This window comes from Methanobrevibacter millerae, assembly GCF_001477655.1.
In the GTDB taxonomy this organism is placed as follows: Archaea; Methanobacteriota; Methanobacteria; order Methanobacteriales; family Methanobacteriaceae; genus Methanocatella; species Methanocatella millerae_A.
On record NZ_CP011266.1, the window covers coordinates 2390762 to 2407070 of the forward strand.

At 32.5% G+C, this 16309-nt stretch carries 14 protein-coding genes; 8 read left to right on the forward strand and 6 right to left on the reverse strand.

Annotated features, from left to right (window positions below):
• The first annotated feature begins 11 nt into the window (after positions 1-11).
• From SM9_RS10845 to SM9_RS10855, 3 genes are all read left to right on the forward strand, one after another.
• Positions 12-1190, forward strand: a complete 1179-nt coding sequence (locus SM9_RS10845; RefSeq protein WP_058740151.1) for a proteasome-activating nucleotidase — start codon at positions 12-14, stop codon at positions 1188-1190.
• Positions 1191-1276: 86 nt separating this feature from the next.
• Positions 1277-2860 carry a lysine--tRNA ligase gene (lysS, locus tag SM9_RS10850; RefSeq protein WP_058740152.1) on the forward strand — a complete coding sequence of 528 codons (1584 nt, stop codon included), beginning with the start codon at positions 1277-1279 and terminating at the stop codon, positions 2858-2860.
• Positions 2861-2916: 56 nt separating this feature from the next.
• Positions 2917-4554 carry a hypothetical protein gene (locus tag SM9_RS10855; RefSeq protein WP_058740153.1) on the forward strand — a complete coding sequence of 546 codons (1638 nt, stop codon included), beginning with the start codon at positions 2917-2919 and terminating at the stop codon, positions 4552-4554.
• Between the two features lie 443 nt (positions 4555-4997).
• Here SM9_RS10855 and SM9_RS10860 read toward each other — a convergent pair whose 3' ends face one another.
• Complete coding sequence (locus tag SM9_RS10860; protein WP_058740154.1) at positions 4998-5615, reverse strand: hypothetical protein; 618 nt, start codon at positions 5613-5615, stop codon at positions 4998-5000.
• A 975-nt stretch (positions 5616-6590) separates the two neighbouring features.
• On the opposite strand from SM9_RS10860, the gene SM9_RS10865 reads away from it, so the two are divergent.
• From SM9_RS10865 to SM9_RS10870, 3 genes are all read left to right on the forward strand, one after another.
• Positions 6591-6899 carry a zinc ribbon domain-containing protein gene (locus SM9_RS10865; protein WP_058740155.1) on the forward strand — a complete coding sequence of 103 codons (309 nt, stop codon included), beginning with the start codon at positions 6591-6593 and terminating at the stop codon, positions 6897-6899.
• A complete protein-coding gene (locus SM9_RS12105) occupies positions 6890-7066 on the forward strand; it encodes a hypothetical protein (RefSeq protein ID WP_157064735.1) in 177 nt (58 codons plus the stop codon). The genes SM9_RS10865 and SM9_RS12105 overlap by 10 nt, the downstream gene beginning before the upstream one ends.
• A gap of 159 nt (positions 7067-7225) precedes the next feature.
• Positions 7226-7492: a hypothetical protein gene (locus SM9_RS10870; protein WP_058740156.1), complete on the forward strand. Its 267-nt coding sequence runs from the start codon at positions 7226-7228 to the stop codon at positions 7490-7492.
• A 2-nt stretch (positions 7493-7494) separates the two neighbouring features.
• On the opposite strand, the gene SM9_RS12110 is transcribed toward SM9_RS10870, so the two are convergent.
• From SM9_RS12110 to SM9_RS10890, 5 genes are all read right to left on the reverse strand, one after another.
• Positions 7495-7653, reverse strand: coding sequence for a hypothetical protein (locus SM9_RS12110; protein ID WP_157064736.1), 159 nt, complete (start codon positions 7651-7653; stop codon positions 7495-7497).
• A gap of 61 nt (positions 7654-7714) precedes the next feature.
• A complete protein-coding gene (locus SM9_RS10875) occupies positions 7715-8170 on the reverse strand; it encodes a hypothetical protein (RefSeq protein ID WP_058740157.1) in 456 nt (151 codons plus the stop codon).
• Between the two features lie 82 nt (positions 8171-8252).
• Positions 8253-8645 (reverse strand): hypothetical protein, encoded by a 393-nt coding sequence (locus tag SM9_RS10880; protein ID WP_058740158.1) that lies wholly within the window; start codon positions 8643-8645, stop codon positions 8253-8255.
• Positions 8623-9114 (reverse strand): nucleoside deaminase, encoded by a 492-nt coding sequence (locus SM9_RS10885; protein WP_058740159.1) that lies wholly within the window; start codon positions 9112-9114, stop codon positions 8623-8625. Before SM9_RS10885 ends, SM9_RS10880 begins: the two co-directional genes overlap by 23 nt.
• 38 nt (positions 9115-9152) lie before the next feature.
• Positions 9153-10232, reverse strand: coding sequence for a hypothetical protein (locus tag SM9_RS10890; protein WP_232299131.1), 1080 nt, complete (start codon positions 10230-10232; stop codon positions 9153-9155).
• 216 nt (positions 10233-10448) lie between these two features.
• Here SM9_RS10890 and polC point away from each other — a divergent pair, with 216 nt between their 5' ends.
• Together polC and nrdD are read left to right on the forward strand one after the other, a co-directional pair.
• Positions 10449-13745 (forward strand): DNA polymerase II large subunit, encoded by a 3297-nt coding sequence (polC, locus tag SM9_RS10895; protein ID WP_058740160.1) that lies wholly within the window; start codon positions 10449-10451, stop codon positions 13743-13745.
• A gap of 212 nt (positions 13746-13957) precedes the next feature.
• The gene (gene nrdD, locus SM9_RS10900; protein ID WP_058740161.1) at positions 13958-16276 is read left to right on the forward strand and encodes an anaerobic ribonucleoside-triphosphate reductase; all 2319 of its coding nucleotides are present in this window, start codon (positions 13958-13960) and stop codon (positions 16274-16276) included.
• The last annotated feature ends 33 nt before the right edge of the window (positions 16277-16309 follow it).

The following is a 16309-nucleotide window of genomic DNA, read 5'->3' on the forward strand; positions in this document are numbered from 1 at the left end:
AAGGTGATATGATGGGCGAAAGTGAAGAAGTATTGCTTGAAAAAATCAGAACTCTTGAAGATGAAAATAAAATTCTGAAAGAGGAAAATACTGAAAGCACTAAAAAATTAAGAAACCTAGAAACAAAAGAATTAAAGCAGAATGTCAGCAATCGTCAACTGGAAGGAAAAATTAAAGAATTGAAAGGAGAAATCAAATCCTTTAAAAAAACACCATTGATTCTTGCTACAATAACCGAAGTCTTTGATGACAATAGAGTAGGAATCAGAGGCCATGTCGGCCATGACTTTGTTGTGACATATCCAGGCTCAATTGATAAAGACAAAGTCATTGCCGGAGCAAGAGTTTCCCTAAATCAGGATAGTTTAGCAGTTGTTGAAGTATTGCCTTCCAAAAAAGAAGCGGACATAATGGCAATGGAAATTGAAGAAAAACCTGACATTAACTATAATGATATTGGAGGGCTTGAAAATGCGATTGTTGAAATAAAGGAAACCGTAGAACTTCCAATAAAAAAACCTGAACTTTTTGAAGAAATCGGAATCGACCCACCAAAAGGAATACTTTTATACGGCCCTCCGGGAACCGGTAAAACATTACTTGCAAAGGCAGTGGCAAACCAGACAAATGCAACATTCATAAAACTTGTGGCATCAGAATTTGTCAATAAATTCCTTGGAGAAGGAGCAAGATACGTCAGACAGGTATTTGAACTTGCAAAGGAAAAATCACCAGCAATCATATTCATTGATGAAATTGATGCAATAGGAACAAAAAGAACCCATGGAACACAGGGTGCTGACAGAGAAGTTCAAAGAACATTAATGCAATTGCTTTCAGAACTGGATGGATTCGAATCCCGAGGAAATGTTGGAATAATAGCTGCAACAAACAGACCGGACATACTGGATGATGCATTGATAAGACCCGGAAGGTTTGACAGGACTATTGAAGTCCCGCTTCCAAACAAAAATGGAAGAATAAACATTCTTAAAATTCATACAGAAAAAATGAAAATCGATGAAAACATAGATTTTGAGTCAATAAGTGAGTTAACGGAAGGTTTTTCAGGAGCAGATTTGAAAGCAGCATGTACAGAAGCCGGAATGTTTGCAATAAGAAATGAACGTAAAAAAGTTATCTCAAAGGATTTCATGGATGCTATTGATAAAATTATAAATCAAATTTAACTAATATTATTTATATAATAAAAACAAAAATTATGATAGTATAACTTATTTTATGATAATTTTTTTATTGAATAACGGTGAATTAGATGACACATTGGATTGAAAATATAGCTAATGAATTAAGTAAAAGGGATGTTGAAGAACATGTTATAGCTAGTGGAACTTCAATATCCGGTTCAATACACATTGGAAACTCTTGTGACATATTTATAGCAAATGCAATAGGCAAGAAATTAAGAGAAAAAGGTAAAAAAGCAAAAACCATATGGATTGCAGATGACCACGACCCTTTAAGAAAAGTACCCTATCCACTTCCTGAAGATTATGACAAATACCTGGGAATGCCATACTCAACAATTCCATGTCCTGACGGATGCTGTGACAACTTCGTAGAACACTTTGAAAAACCATTATTAAATGTTATTGAAGATTACGGTATAGAAATGGAAACTAAATCAGGATTTGAAATGTACAAAAGTGGAGTTTACAATGATTACATAAGAACCGCATTCGAAAATGTTGAAAGAATTAAAGAAATCTTCAACGAATACAGAAGAGAACCTTTAGGAGATGACTGGTTACCATACAACCCAATCTGTGATGAATGTGGTCGTGTCAATACAACTTATGCTTATGATTATGATGGAGATACCGTTAAATACAGATGTGACTGTGGCCATGAAGGTGAAATGGACATCAAATCTGGAAACGGTAAATTAACCTGGAGAGTTGAATGGGCGGCAAGATGGAAAATATTCGGAACCACCTGCGAACCATTCGGTAAAGACCATGCTGCAAGCGGTGGATCATACGATGTAAGTAGCGTCATTTCAGAAGAAATCTTTAACTACCCTGCACCTTATCCAGTTCCATATGAATGGATTACTCTTGATGGTGAAGCAATGAGTAAATCCCATGGAGTATTCTTTGCACCTGAAGAATGGTTGAAAATTGGTCCTGCTGAAAGTCTTAACTACTACCTATTCAGATCAAAACCAATGAAAGCTAAAGACTTCTCACCAAAAATGCCATTTTTAGATTTCATTGATCAATTTGATAAAGTTGAAAAGGTTTTCTATGATGAAGAAGAAGCTCCATCTGAAAAAGAGGATAAGAAATTCAGAGAAATTTATGAAATCGCTCAAATCAATGTTGGTGAGCCACTTCCATTCAGACCACCATTCAGATTCCTAGTAAATGCATATCAAATTGCAGGCGATGATTTGGAAAAGATATTTGGAATCCTAAAAAGAAATTCACAGTTATCCAAAAGCTTTGAAGATAAGGAATTTAGTGATTTAACCGAAACTGAATTGGCACAATACAGACAACGTGTCGATAATGTAAAATACTGGTTAGATACCTATGCACCAAAATTCGTTAAATTCCAGGTTCAGGAAAAAAGCGTTCCTAAATTACCATTGACTGAAGAACAAGATCAGTTCTTAGCAGATTTGGCAACATTAATTGAAACAAGAGAATTCAGTGATGCAGCTGAATTGCATGATGCAATGTATGAAATATTAGAAATACAAGAGTTAAAACCACAAAAAGGTTTCCAAGCAATATATAAAATGATTCTTGGTCAAAAACAAGGCCCTAGGGCAGCATCATTCTTGTTATCCCTAGACAAAGATTTTGTTGTTAAAAGATTACGTAAAGAAGCTTAAATCAAGTTTAGCATTGAACCTTACGATATTTATACTATGAGGTTCAATCTATTAATATGTCAATAGAAGGATATGATGTAAGAGACTCACCAAAGCTTAAGCGATTTTGTCTAGAGCGAAATTTAGGGGACCATACCGTACGTAAATATTATGTTAATTTAAAAAGATATGTTAATTTTTGCAATAAAACATTAGAAGAGTTACTCGAGGAAGCAGATGAAGAAGAAGATAGAGTTACTCGCCAAGGAAGAAGGAAAATTCGGGAAAGACTAATAGATTTTCGGGTTTATCTCAAAGAAAATTATGCTACAAATACTGTTTTAACTAATATGACATGTGTTACAACATTCTACAAACATTTTGACATAACTATTCCTGAATTACCTCGAATGGTTTATAACGAATCTCCCAACAGTTCTATCGAATTTAAAGACCTTCCCACTATTGATGACATTAAAACAGCAATTGAAAATTCAAAAAATCCTAAACACAAAGCACTTTATCTTTTTATGGCATGTAACGGAACTTCACGTAATGAAATATCAAAATTCAAGTACTCACAATTTCTTTCAGCAATACAAGAATATTTCCCTGATGTTGAAACACCTCAAGATATTGTTAATGCATTAGATGGAAAATGCGACGAACTAGACATTATTCCCATTTTTAAAATGTATCGAGAAAAAACAAGATATCATTATTATACAGCAATCAGCCCAGAATGTGTGCAATTTTGCATAAATTACATTAAACAACAAGGATTGGGATTAAAAGAAGATACTCCCTTTTTCCAATTATCCGCAGATGGAGTATCTGGAGCATTTAAATTAATGAACAATAAAATGAAATGGGGAAAAAAAGGTTCTATCGACTTTTTTTCACCACACAGAATAAGAAAATTCAATGCCAGTGCCATAGAAGATACAGATTTTGCTAACTATATTCAAGGAAGAAAACCAAACAAAATAAGAGAGACATACTTTAAAAAAGACATTGAAAATGTCCGTGAAGAATATAAAAAACATATGCACAAATTCAACATTTATGCCCACTATGACGTAATGATTAATAGCGAAGCCTACAAAAAGATGAAAAAACAAATTGAAGACGAACGAAGAAAACATGAAGATGAAAACAAAAAATTAAGAAAAGAATACGAACACAAAATAAATCAATTAGAACTTCAAAATTCATTATTATCTGGGCAAATTAATAATATTGAAACACAAATGATTGGTTTAGTAAGAGCAAATGAATATAGGGCATTTATAAAATATGTTAGAGAAGATGATTTTGCAAAAGAACATGGTTTGATGGATTATGCTATTGATATATATGAATCCAGAATATCAAACGATGAAAATTTTCATCCGAGTATAGAAGACATGGATATTATTATTAATCAAGCATATAACCGAAAAATAAATGATAATAGGTTAAATGCAAAATTATTAAGTCAGACCAGCCAAGATTATGGGGAAATTTATAGTTATATTGAATCTAAAGCTAACGAGTATCTCGATAGAAGAGGATTTGAGTTAATCCCAGCATTAAGACAAGTATTAAATAATAGATTAAAGGAATATGCATTAGAAATTGATGAAAATATGGCAGTTAGAGATAATTGGGAAGATTTAATAGATGATAGGAGAATATCCCGTATTGTTGCAGAAGTTACCAAATCAATAATGTAGTTTATATTAAATAATGGAGGATAATCTGAAATATAACGTCCATAATTCTCCATTTAATTAGAACCAAAAGCAATATTCATTAACCATTCCAATTATATCATTACTTTTCATTACTAACCCAAAAGTTAAGTGAAGATGTTTTTGCTTGGAGTTTTTGAATTCTAAGGAAGTATTAACGATTACTCCAACGATTTAGGACTTTGACTTGTTATCTTTCAAGAAATATGCTAGATGAAGTGAAAAAATAGTGATTAGAACCATAGCTATTGAATAATTAAAAAGATGATTAATTAAACTGATACTTTATTTGTTTCTATTTAATTTTATAAGGTCGTGGTTTTATTTAATTGATTATTAAATTAATTGGTGGAAATACTTTCGCTTTAAAAAAGAAATAAAAAAGGATTTAAATCAATTCAGAAAAAATCCCTTTTTAAATTATTTTATACTGTATTGTTTGATAAATCTTCTACTGTATTGTCAGGAGTAAAATCATTATTCTCTATTGGAGCTACAGTATCATCAATACTTGGGCTGGAATCTCTTAATCCTGTTTCTTCACAATGACATAGTGCTGTTTCTGCTAACGGATGTGTAATCTCATTTGCAGGTATCCATTTACCACACTCTGCACATGGACAATATTTATCAGGCAATACTTCATCTATTTCCTGGGATACACCGCATTCATCTGTTATAAAATGTGTAATAACACTATGTACAGTACCATCAGAATCAAAACCAGGATAAACAGATAAAATATAATCTAAATGGGGTGAACTATCTGCTCCATATGTATAATGTTCTAACATTCCCATTATTGTATTAGCAACGAAATATTCAGAAACATGTTCTAAACTATCATCAAGATTATCTATGTGATTTATTATTGGATTGTTTTCAATAGGTTTAATATCTTTATTAGTATCTCCAATAATACTATTTGAACCTGTATTATCCACATCAGAATTATTAGCAGGGTTATAATGTGTCATTACGGAAAATACACCTGAACAAACACAAACAAGCAATATTAAACCAATAATTACTTTTTTAATCATTTTATTATCACCATCATCTTTTTTTATCTTTCAGTAAACATCAATACTTTAAATATTTTTCCCCCATAATGTAAAGTATAAAATATTTTACAAATACATATTAATTTTTCATCATATATAAATTATACAGTTAAACAATTAAAATCATCATAATTAAACAATTTAAATCAATTAGATATAAAACCACCAAAAACATATAAAAAAATTTAAAAAATAAAAAAATATATTTATAACCAAGTTATGCTGACATATGTAATTATTGAATTAGATAAAAATAATATTTTTTGACAAAATCTGTTCTATTGCAACATAAATTCCCATCATAACCTAACAAACAATAAGTTTTGAATTATATGGTGCAAGAAATTTAGTGCCATTAAATAACACCCAAAACCCCATAATAATTTAAGATGCTCTTTTATTTTATTATTAAAATAATCAAATTATAGAACAGAAAAAATTAAAGGAAAATAGCAAAAAATAATTAATATGAACACTGTAATACCAGAAATAAAAGAACACATGAGGAGACAAATTAAAGTAAAAAAGTAGGTTGCTGAAAGAAAATATTATCGATAAAACATGAAAAACACTATCTTAATTTAGTAATGATGAAATTAAGAGATGTTCCGGATCTTCGAATTAAATTGTTTCGCAAGTGCGAATAAGGCGAAAGATCGTCATATTCGATAAAACACAAAATGAAGCTATAACATTCATTCTTATTTTTACCTTATTTCGCTGTCCTACTGTCCACAATCAAAAAACCACATAAACAGGCAATTAGGCAGGCAGTTCCGGCCACAATCAATAAAAAAACACATAAAAATATATGAAAAGAAGGTATCTATAAAGTTATCTTTTTGATTTTTACTCTTTTTATGCTAATTTTATAGAAATGGCCAACTTATCTGATACAAAATTTTATTAAGAAAATAGAATAATAATTATTAATAAAGTGTATATGGTGCAATTATGAAGTGTCCAAAATGTAAAGAAGAAATTGAGGATAATTCAATGTATTGTCCGAATTGTGGTGATAAATTAAACCTAAACAATACAATGTATTGTCCGAATTGTGGTGAATTGACAGAATCTGATAAAAAGTTCTGTAGCAATTGTGGATATAATTTCGTGAATATTTCTCCTCGTACTCCAGCATTTATTTTTGGAATGATTGGTTCAGGAATTGGGCTGTTAATAGCTCTCATTCTCACAGTAACCACATTTGCTTATGGAGTTTTTCAAATAGGCATGATTGGTGGATATTTTTATTGTATATAGCTCCGATTATTGGATTAATAAGTACATGGCATCTTCAAAAAGACCGTCAGCTTGGTGCAATTGGAATGATTATATCAGCTGTTTTATTTTTCTTATACATACTTATAGGCTGGTTATCCTGTTTCTTTGTAGGTTTAGGTGCTTTATTGGTATTATTAAAAAAATAAACTCTTTTTCTTTTTATTTTCTTTTAATTAGATATATGTAGTGTTTTAAGTTATTTTCTTTCAAGTTACGTCTCCAATGATTGTTATCTATTATTGGGTTTTTAGAATTGGGCAGTGATTTTTATAAAAAGATAAATAGAAATATAAATTGGTGATATAATGGATGTAGATAAATTATGCGAGAATTTTGAGATTATAAATTTTACGAACACATATATTAATCGCTGTAAAAAATTTAAAGATTACAATTCCCTTGATGAATATGTAAAAGACATAATTATTTGTTTAATGGATATTTTTCCATATTATGATTTAGAAATGTCAAAAGAAGATGTAAAGGTGGAAATAAAAGATATTGAACACTCATTTAATGTTGAAATACCTGCATATGATTATGCAATTGATTTAGGGTATGGTTGTGGTTAATTTTATTTAATTATTCCAGCCTTTAACAATGCCTGATACTCCCTACCAATCATCCCGCGCAAAGTATCAGAAATAGTAGAATCAAACAATACAAAATTAATTTCTTCAAGTTTTTGGACGTCTTCAGATGATACACGGAATGTTAATCTTCTATCTTTCATATTAATGATTTAGAATTCTAATGTTTAAAAGAAAAAAATAAGAAGTTGTTAATAAAACAACTCATACAAAATGCTCAATAAACTTCTGAAGCACATCGGCCGGGTCTTCAATACCATAAACTTTTTTGATAAATGCTTCTTGGTCTAATTTGCCAACATCACAATTAGTGCTAGTACAAATAAACAACTGTTCATAAGCCATTGCACTAGGCTGTTTATCATCATGCCATGGGCAGATGTAATGGTCATATGGCTTATGCTTGTTATTGTAATGATTAACTAGATATTTATCATCCAGTAGTTCGGCGGCCAATTCGCGCATATCTATTGTATGTAATTCATTTGAAATGAATTTTCCATCATTTAACTCTAGCTTTTGCGGATATTCAAAGTAAAATTCATCTTCTTTCAAGATATCCAAACAATCAGATTCACTGAGTTTTTCCTTTAAATCTGCATAGAAGTTTTTGTAACTGCCTTCACCACTATCTATTGTTGCATGTTTGCCGGCAGACATTATTGGAAATATAAATTTTCCTCCTTCCTGGTTAACTGGATTACTTCCTATTGCACTCTTTGCAATTTTGTAATAGTTTCCATTATGAAGTTTTACCCAAGCTTCTAAATTCTTTTTTTATTAAAATTTCATCATCGGAACTGACTATCTGATAATCAAGTTTTTTAAATATTTCTAAAGCCAAATCCTCTTCATCCAAAGATGCATAAGATGCACTGAATTCCAAATCAATTGCTATTTTTTCCAGTTGCTTGATTAGTTTATATGACAATTCTTCACGATTTTTTAAAGAATTAATGAATAAACTATTAATTTCAATAGAATCAGCATCATAAACTTTAAAGCTGGCACATCCAACAGTAGATGTGTAGTTAACTAACAGTAGAACTACCTGAGGTTCATCCAAAACACATCCGAAAGATCTGCAAAAATCAATGAATCTTTCATCCATCTCATCGGTTACAATAATTTCCATCATTAACCTCCGTAGTGTTTCCTACCTTTGCAAGTTCTTCATCCCAGATTTCAGAATTATTGCATGTGAATTTTAAAAATAAGTCTCTGCAACGAATATCATCCAAAACAACAATTTCAACATCATTTATTTTAAGAAAATTTTCTGCTCCCATAAGTGTAGTGTTTTCACCAATGACAACTTTCGGAATATTATATAATATTATTGCACCGGAACACATCGGACAGGGAGAAAGAGTTGTGTACAATGTACATTTTCTGTAATCTTCATAATTTAAACGGCCTGCATTTTCAATAGCATCCATTTCAGCATGCAAAATTACAGAATCATTTTGAATTAGTCTATTGTGACCTTGTGAAATCACTTCACCATCTTTAACAAGGACAGAACCTATTGGAAGACCGCCCTCTTCTAAAGATTTTTGAGCTTCCATAATAGCTAATTCCATAAAATAAGCATCATCTTTCATAAAAAAAATAAATTATAGATGATTATTTAATAATCATCTTATTTGAATCTGTTAAACAATCCGCCTTTGTTAGATTGTTTTTCAGCATCTTCTTTAAGTTTATCAATTTGGTGTCTTAAATCTGAGATAGTTTTTTGAGATTCATTGGATAACTTATCATAATTACTTTGTTTGATTTTCAAATCAGATTTAAGTGAGACAATTTCCTCTTTTAATTTGTCAATAGATTTTTTAGATTGCTCATCCACTTCTTCTTTATAATTACCCATTTCAATGAGTTTATTCCTTAAATCATCAATTTCGGATTTAAGTTCTTCATTTTGTTTTTTAGAATCTTCCAATTCCTCATTAGAAGTTTTTAAATTATCTCTTAATTTTTGATTTGTATCTTCCAAATCTTCAACATTTGATGCTTTTAAAGTACTGATTTGGTCTTTTAAAGATTTGATTTTTTCTTCGTACTCTTCTTTAATTGTATCTAATTCAGATTGTAATCTGTCAGTTCTTGCTTTATTAACTGCACTATCTGCACCTAATTCACCAATACGATTACTTAAATCTTCATTAATGTCAAGCTGATTATAATATTTTCTTGAAGTTTTATCCAAAGCACTCGTCAATTCATTTTTAAGAGATTTTAATTTAGAGTTTTCCTTTTTAAGATCAGGAATAATAGTATTAGTCAAGTAATTTAATTCATTTGATTGATTTTGTAATTTGGATTCTTTTTCTTTTAAATCTTTTTTCAATTTAGAAATTTCAGAATCATCTTTTTTAACTACAGGTTCCTCTTCAACCGCATCAGCAACTTCATCAACAGTCTCTTCCTCAACAGGTTTTTCCACCTTAGGTTCAACTTCAGGTTTTTCCTCAACAGGTTTTTCCACCTTAGGTTCAACTTCAGGTTTTTCCTCAACAGGTTTTTCCACCTTAGGTTCAACTTCAGGTTTTTCCTCAACAGGTTTTTCGACCTTAGGTTCAACTTTAGGTTTTTGTTTAATACTTTCTTTTTTTACATCAACAGTAGTTGAAGAGTCAGCTTTAGACTTATTACCTAATTTAGTAAAATCTAATTTTATTTTATTTCCATATAATTTATTTACAGGTTCTTCAGACATTTTTTATCACCACTTAAAGCAATGAAAAATAATTTAAATTCGACAGTCTATGTAAAATAAAAGTTTCTTTTTTAATATATTTAAATTTTTATCAAATTGATAATTTTAATATAAATACAGTTCATTTTTTCACAAATATGCATCTCCCCAAATTTAATATAGTTCGAAATATACATATAATAACTAACTAATTTTTAAAAAAACCACGGCGATATTATGGATTATTTTGATAGATTAGAAGCTGAAACTCACAAATTATACAAGATAGCTAATGAGGCTCGCTCTAAAGGACTGGATGTTGAAACAAAAACAGAAGTTCCTTTAGCAAAGGATTTAGCTGAACGGGTAGAAGGGCTTGTAGGTCCTGAAGGAGTAGCTAAACGTATAAAAGAATTAGAAAAAGATATGTCAAGAGAAGAAGTTGCTTTTGAAATAGCAGCAGAAATTGCATCTGCAAAATTTGAATTGACTGGAGAAAAGGCAGATTACGATGAAGAGCAAAGATGCGATCAGGGATTAAGAACAGCTCTTGCAATATTGACTGAAGGGGTAGTGGCTGCACCGCTCGAAGGTATTTCACAAGTCAAAATCAAAAATAATTTCGATTCAACAAAATATATTGCCGTATACTTCGCAGGACCTATCAGAAGCGCTGGAGGTACTGCTGCAGCACTTGCCGTATTGCTTGGAGATAAAATTAGAAGAGCTATAGAAATTGATGAATTCAAACCTATAGAGGATGAAATAGAGCGTTATGTGGAAGAAGTAGAACTTTACGAATCAGAAGTTACCAATCTCCAGTATTCACCAACACCGGAAGAAGTAAGATTTGCAGCAAACCACATACCCGTTGAAGTTACAGGCGAACAGACTGATGCAGTTGAAGTATCACACAGAGATTTGGAACGTGTTGAAACAAACAATATTCGTGGTGGAGCATTACTGGCTATGGTTGAAGGGGTTATCCAGAAATCCAAAAAAATCCATAAGATTTCAAATAATCTTGGACTTAACTGGGAATGGCTTACAGAGTATTCAAAACCTAAAAAAGAAGAATCTTCTGATTCATCCGAAGAGTCCGAAATTGTCCACGAACCTAAATACATTCAGGATATTATTGGTGGAAGACCTGTTTTAGGACATCCTTCTGAAAAGGGAGGATTTAGATTAAGATATGGAAGATCCAGAAATACAGGTCTTGCTACAATGGGTGTTCACCCCGCCACAATGGCATTGCTTGAATTTTTGGCTGTTGGAACACAACTTAAAATCGAATATCCCGGTAAAGGAAATTGTGTAGTTCCGGTAGATTCAATTGAGGCTCCTACAGTCAAGCTCAAAAATGGTGATGTTGTCATTATCAACAGCGTTAAGCAAGCACGTGAGCTTAAAAAGGATGTTGTTGAAATATTGTTCTTAGGAGACATGCTTGTTGCATTTGGTGAGTTTTTAAGAAACAATCAGCCATTATATCCATCAGGATGGTGTGAAGAATGGTGGATTGGACTTTTAAAGGAAAGTGAAAATTACTCTGAAGATGACAATCTTGATTTAGGTCGTTTAGAATATGATTATTTGCCTGCTAAAGAAGCCTTTGAACTATCTAAAAAGTATGACATTCCACTTCATCCAAAATATACATACTGCTATAATGATGTAACTATCGAAGATTTGAATGCACTATATGATCTGCTGATGGAGTGCAAGGATACCTACAGCATTGATGAAGGAATTAAATTAAAGTTATCCTATCCTAAAAGGACACTTGAAATGATAGGTGTGCCACATATTGTTCGTGACAATCAAATAATTATAGATGCTGATAACTCATATGCACTTCTTGCAACACTGATAGATAGACTACCTAAAAAGGACACAACTATTGAAGCCTTAAACGAAATATCAAATATTGAAATAAAAAACAAGGCTCCGGCATATATCGGTACCCGTGTAGGAAGGCCTGAAAAATCAAAAGAAAGACTAATGAAACCTGCACCACATGGACTGTTCCCAATTGGAAACTATGGTGGATCTCAAAGGCTCGTTGCCAATGCCGCCAAAAAAGGTACAATACAGGTCGAATTATCAAGAAGAAAATGTACAAATCCCAACTGTAGATTAATGTCATTCAGTTCAATCTGTCCTAAATGTGGTGCCCCAACAGAAATTGGAAAGCCTGAAAATAAAAAAATCAACCTGGCATCAATGCTTAAAAAAGCATCAGACAATGTTAACGTGAGAAAAGTTGATAAGTTTAAGGCTGTTGTAGGTATGATTTCCGAATCCAAGCTTCCGGAGCCATTGGAAAAAGGAATACTTAGGGCTAAAAATGAAGTGTTTACCTTTAAGGATGGTACAATACGTCACGATTCAACAGATTTACCTCTGACCCATTTTATACCAAAAGAAATTGGAGTCAGCGTTGAAAAGCTTCTTGAAATGGGCTATGAGCATGACTGTTATGGAAAACCTATAGAAAACGAGGACCAAATCATTGAACTCAAGGTTCAGGACGTTGTTATTTCAAACAATTGTGCTGAATATCTGGTAAATACCGCACATTTCATTGATGATGAATTGACCAAATTTTATGGAATGGAAATCTTCTACAATGTAAAAACCAAAACTGACTTGATTGGACATTTGATTGCAGGACTTGCTCCACACACATCCGCCGGAGTATTGGGACGTATAGTTGGATTTACAAAGGCATTAGGCTGTTACGCCCACCCTTATTTCCACTCAGCAAAACGTAGAAACTGCGACAGTGACGAAGATGCTGTGATGCTGCTTTTGGATGCATTGATTAACTTTTCAAAAACATACTTGCCTAATACCAGAGGAGGAAGTATGGATGCTCCATTGGTTTTATCTTCAAGAATTGACCCTGAAGAAATTGATGACGAATCCCACAACCTAGACATCTATGAACGCTTTCCTGTCGAGTTTTATGACAGAACAAAAGATCCGCTCAAACCTGCAGAAGTTCTGGATTTGATTGATAATGTTGAAATGCATTTGGGAACTCCCGAGCAATATGAGGGATTGATGTTTTCCCACCATACCTCAAGCATTCATGCAGGTCCGACATTATGTCTTTACAAAAGACTGCCTTCCATGAAGGAAAAAGTGGAAGCTCAAATTGAACTTGCTGAAAAAATCAGAGCAGTTGACCAAAGGGATGTTGTGGAAAGAGTATTGTCCTCCCACTTCCTGCCGGACATTATGGGTAACTCAAGAGCATTTTCCAAACAGAAAGTAAGATGTACAAAATGCAATTCAAAATACAGAAGAATCCCATTGACTGGAAAATGTACAAAATGTGGCGGAAATCTGATTCTTTCAGTATCAAAAGGATCAGTTCAAAAATATCTCGGAATTTCACAGGATTTAGTAAATAGATACCCTGTATCACCATACTTAAAACAACGTTTGGAAATCCAGGAATTCGGTATTAATTCACTGTTTGAAAGTGATAAATCAAAGCAAAGTTCTTTAGATGTATTTTTCTAAGGAATGACATTACTTGTCAAATGCTCTAGGACAAGTCAAAATTAATATATAAAATAAAATTCATAATATAATCTTGTAAAAATATTGTTCGTATAAAGACGAACAATATATATACAACAACTGACCAATATTATAATTAAGTGATTAGTATAGACAGAGTGCTCTGTCACTTATTTTTACTAATCGAAAATAAATGGAAAATGGTGTGTTAAATGGAAAAAAGTTCAGAAATAGGAAATAATTTAAATAAATCCGTTAAAATCAATGTAGAAAAAAATAACGGAATTAAAGAAAGATTCAGCTATGAAAAATTATTAAAATCATTAGTTATGGTCGAAACTCCATTCTTTGAATCTGATAAAATTGTAGCTACTGTCGTATCCCAATTATATGATGGAATCACTACAAAAGAAATTAAAAAAATAGTTTATGAATGTTTAGAAGACATTGACGGTGAAATTGCTAACAAATACTTAGCAAGTACCCAATTAAAAGTACGTACTTCAAGAGATACTATTGAAGCATTCGATTTATCAAAAATCGCTAATACTTTAATTGAAGAAACCGGGGCAAGCCAAGAAACAGCTTTTGAAATAGCTACCGAAACTTGGAAAGAACTTAAAAAATTAAATGTCGAATACTTAACTGCTCCAATGATAAGGGAAATCGTCAACACAAAATTAGTTGAATACGGACTTGAAGATTTAAGAAGCCGTTACACCCGTTTAGGTATTCCTGTTTACAACATTACCTCTTTAATCGAAAACGGTAACAGAGATAATGCAAACATGATTCACAACCCTGAAAGTATCCACAAACATGTGGCAGACGAAGCATTGAAACAATATGCATTATTAAAAATGCTTCCAGCAAACTTGGCTGATGCACACATGTCCGGAGACATTCACATTCACGACTTAGAATTCTTCGCAGGAAGACCATTAAACTGTATGCAACACGATATCAGAACTTTCATCAAATACGGACTTAAAGTAGACGGTACCGGGGACCACACATCCATTGCAGGTGCACCAAACCACATGGAAACTTTAATGAACCACACTGGTGAAATCATGCTTGCAGCACAACAAAACATGTCCGGTGGACAAGGAATGTCTCTCTGGAATGTATTTGTAGCTCCATTTGCAAGAGGCAGAACCTACGATGAAATCAAACAGTCCGTGCAAATGCTTGTTTACAACCTGAACATGGCTTACGCAGCTCGTGGATCACAAGTACCATTTACAAGTATGGCATTGGAATTCGGTGTTCCTAATTTCTTAAAAGATGAAACCGCTTACGGACCAAAAGGTAAAGTAGTAGGAACATACGGAGACTTTGAAGAAGAAACCAGATTAATCCAAAGAGCATTCACTGAAACATTACTCGCAGGAGATAATGAAGGAAAACCTCACTTATTCCCAAATACAATTTATACCTTACGTGAAGAAACAATGACCAGTGAATACGAAGAAGACATCCGTTTAGTTCACGAATTATCTGCGAAATACGGTTCATCATACTTTGTAAACATGTTAGCTGACTACAGAGGAGATATGGCTAACTACATGGGATGCAGAACCTGTTTACAAGACAACTGGACTGGTGACTGGGACCAAGACTGTTTAAGAACAGGTAACTTAGCATACGTAACATTAAACCTTCCAAGAATCGGATACCAATCAAGAGATGAATCCCAAGTATTTGAATACTTAGATGAATACATGGATTTAGCAACCGAAACATTAATGCTTAGAAGAGAACAAGGTTTAAAATGTTTAAATGACTTCCACATTTTACCATTCTTAAAACAAAAAGTAGCTGAAGATTCATACTACAGAATCCAGAACTCAACATTATCATTTGGTTTTGTCGGACTTAACGAAATGTTACTTTCATTATTCGGCGAAGGTATTGAAAACCCAGATGCAAACAAATTCGGTATCAAATGTCTCGAATACATTAATGAAAGAGCAAACAAATTAAAAGAAGAAACTGGACTCAGATGGTCTGTATTACAAACCCCTGCTGAATCTACTGCTTACAGATTTGCAACTCTCGATAAAAAACAATTCGGAGACCAAGTCATTGTACAAGGTGACGGTAATGCTAACTACTACACCAACTCATCTCATGTGCCAGTAGATACCTCCGCATCATTAATTGAAAAAATCAAAATAGAAGAGCAATACCACCCATTAACTCCAGGTGGACACATCTTCCATGCATTCATGGGTGAATCATACTCAGATCCAGATTCATTAATGAGCTTAACCAATAAGATTGCAAGAAAATCAGACATAGGTTTCTGGGCTTACAGTTCCGCATTAAGTTTCTGTTTAAAATGTAAAACATTGATGAAAGGATTAAATAATGTTTGTCCTACCTGTGGTGAAAGTGAAGATGTAGAATGGTATGACAGAATTACTGGATACGTACAACAAGTAGGTCGTGCAAAATCTGCATCAGGTGGTTGGAACCCAGGTAAACGTCAAGAATTAATTGACAGAAGAAGATTTGAAGATAACTAAATTTAGTTATCTTTCACACCATTTTTTTAACAC

Coding starts and splice junctions, on each gene's coding strand:
- SM9_RS10860 (WP_058740154.1), bottom strand. CDS start 5,615: ATGATTAAAAAAGTAATTATTGGTTTAATATTGCTTGTTTGTGTTTGT.
- SM9_RS10875 (WP_058740157.1), bottom strand. CDS start 8,170: ATGTCTGCCGGCAAACATGCAACAATAGATAGTGGTGAAGGCAGTTAC.
- SM9_RS10845 (WP_058740151.1), top strand. CDS start 12: ATGGGCGAAAGTGAAGAAGTATTGCTTGAAAAAATCAGAACTCTTGAA.
- SM9_RS12110 (WP_157064736.1), bottom strand. CDS start 7,653: ATGAAAGATAGAAGATTAACATTCCGTGTATCATCTGAAGACGTCCAA.
- SM9_RS10855 (WP_058740153.1), top strand. CDS start 2,917: ATGTCAATAGAAGGATATGATGTAAGAGACTCACCAAAGCTTAAGCGA.
- SM9_RS10870 (WP_058740156.1), top strand. CDS start 7,226: ATGGATGTAGATAAATTATGCGAGAATTTTGAGATTATAAATTTTACG.
- SM9_RS10865 (WP_058740155.1), top strand. CDS start 6,591: ATGAAGTGTCCAAAATGTAAAGAAGAAATTGAGGATAATTCAATGTAT.
- nrdD (WP_058740161.1), top strand. CDS start 13,958: ATGGAAAAAAGTTCAGAAATAGGAAATAATTTAAATAAATCCGTTAAA.
- SM9_RS10890 (WP_232299131.1), bottom strand. CDS start 10,232: ATGTCTGAAGAACCTGTAAATAAATTATATGGAAATAAAATAAAATTA.
- SM9_RS10885 (WP_058740159.1), bottom strand. CDS start 9,114: ATGAAAGATGATGCTTATTTTATGGAATTAGCTATTATGGAAGCTCAA.
- SM9_RS10880 (WP_058740158.1), bottom strand. CDS start 8,645: ATGGAAATTATTGTAACCGATGAGATGGATGAAAGATTCATTGATTTT.
- lysS (WP_058740152.1), top strand. CDS start 1,277: ATGACACATTGGATTGAAAATATAGCTAATGAATTAAGTAAAAGGGAT.
- polC (WP_058740160.1), top strand. CDS start 10,449: ATGGATTATTTTGATAGATTAGAAGCTGAAACTCACAAATTATACAAG.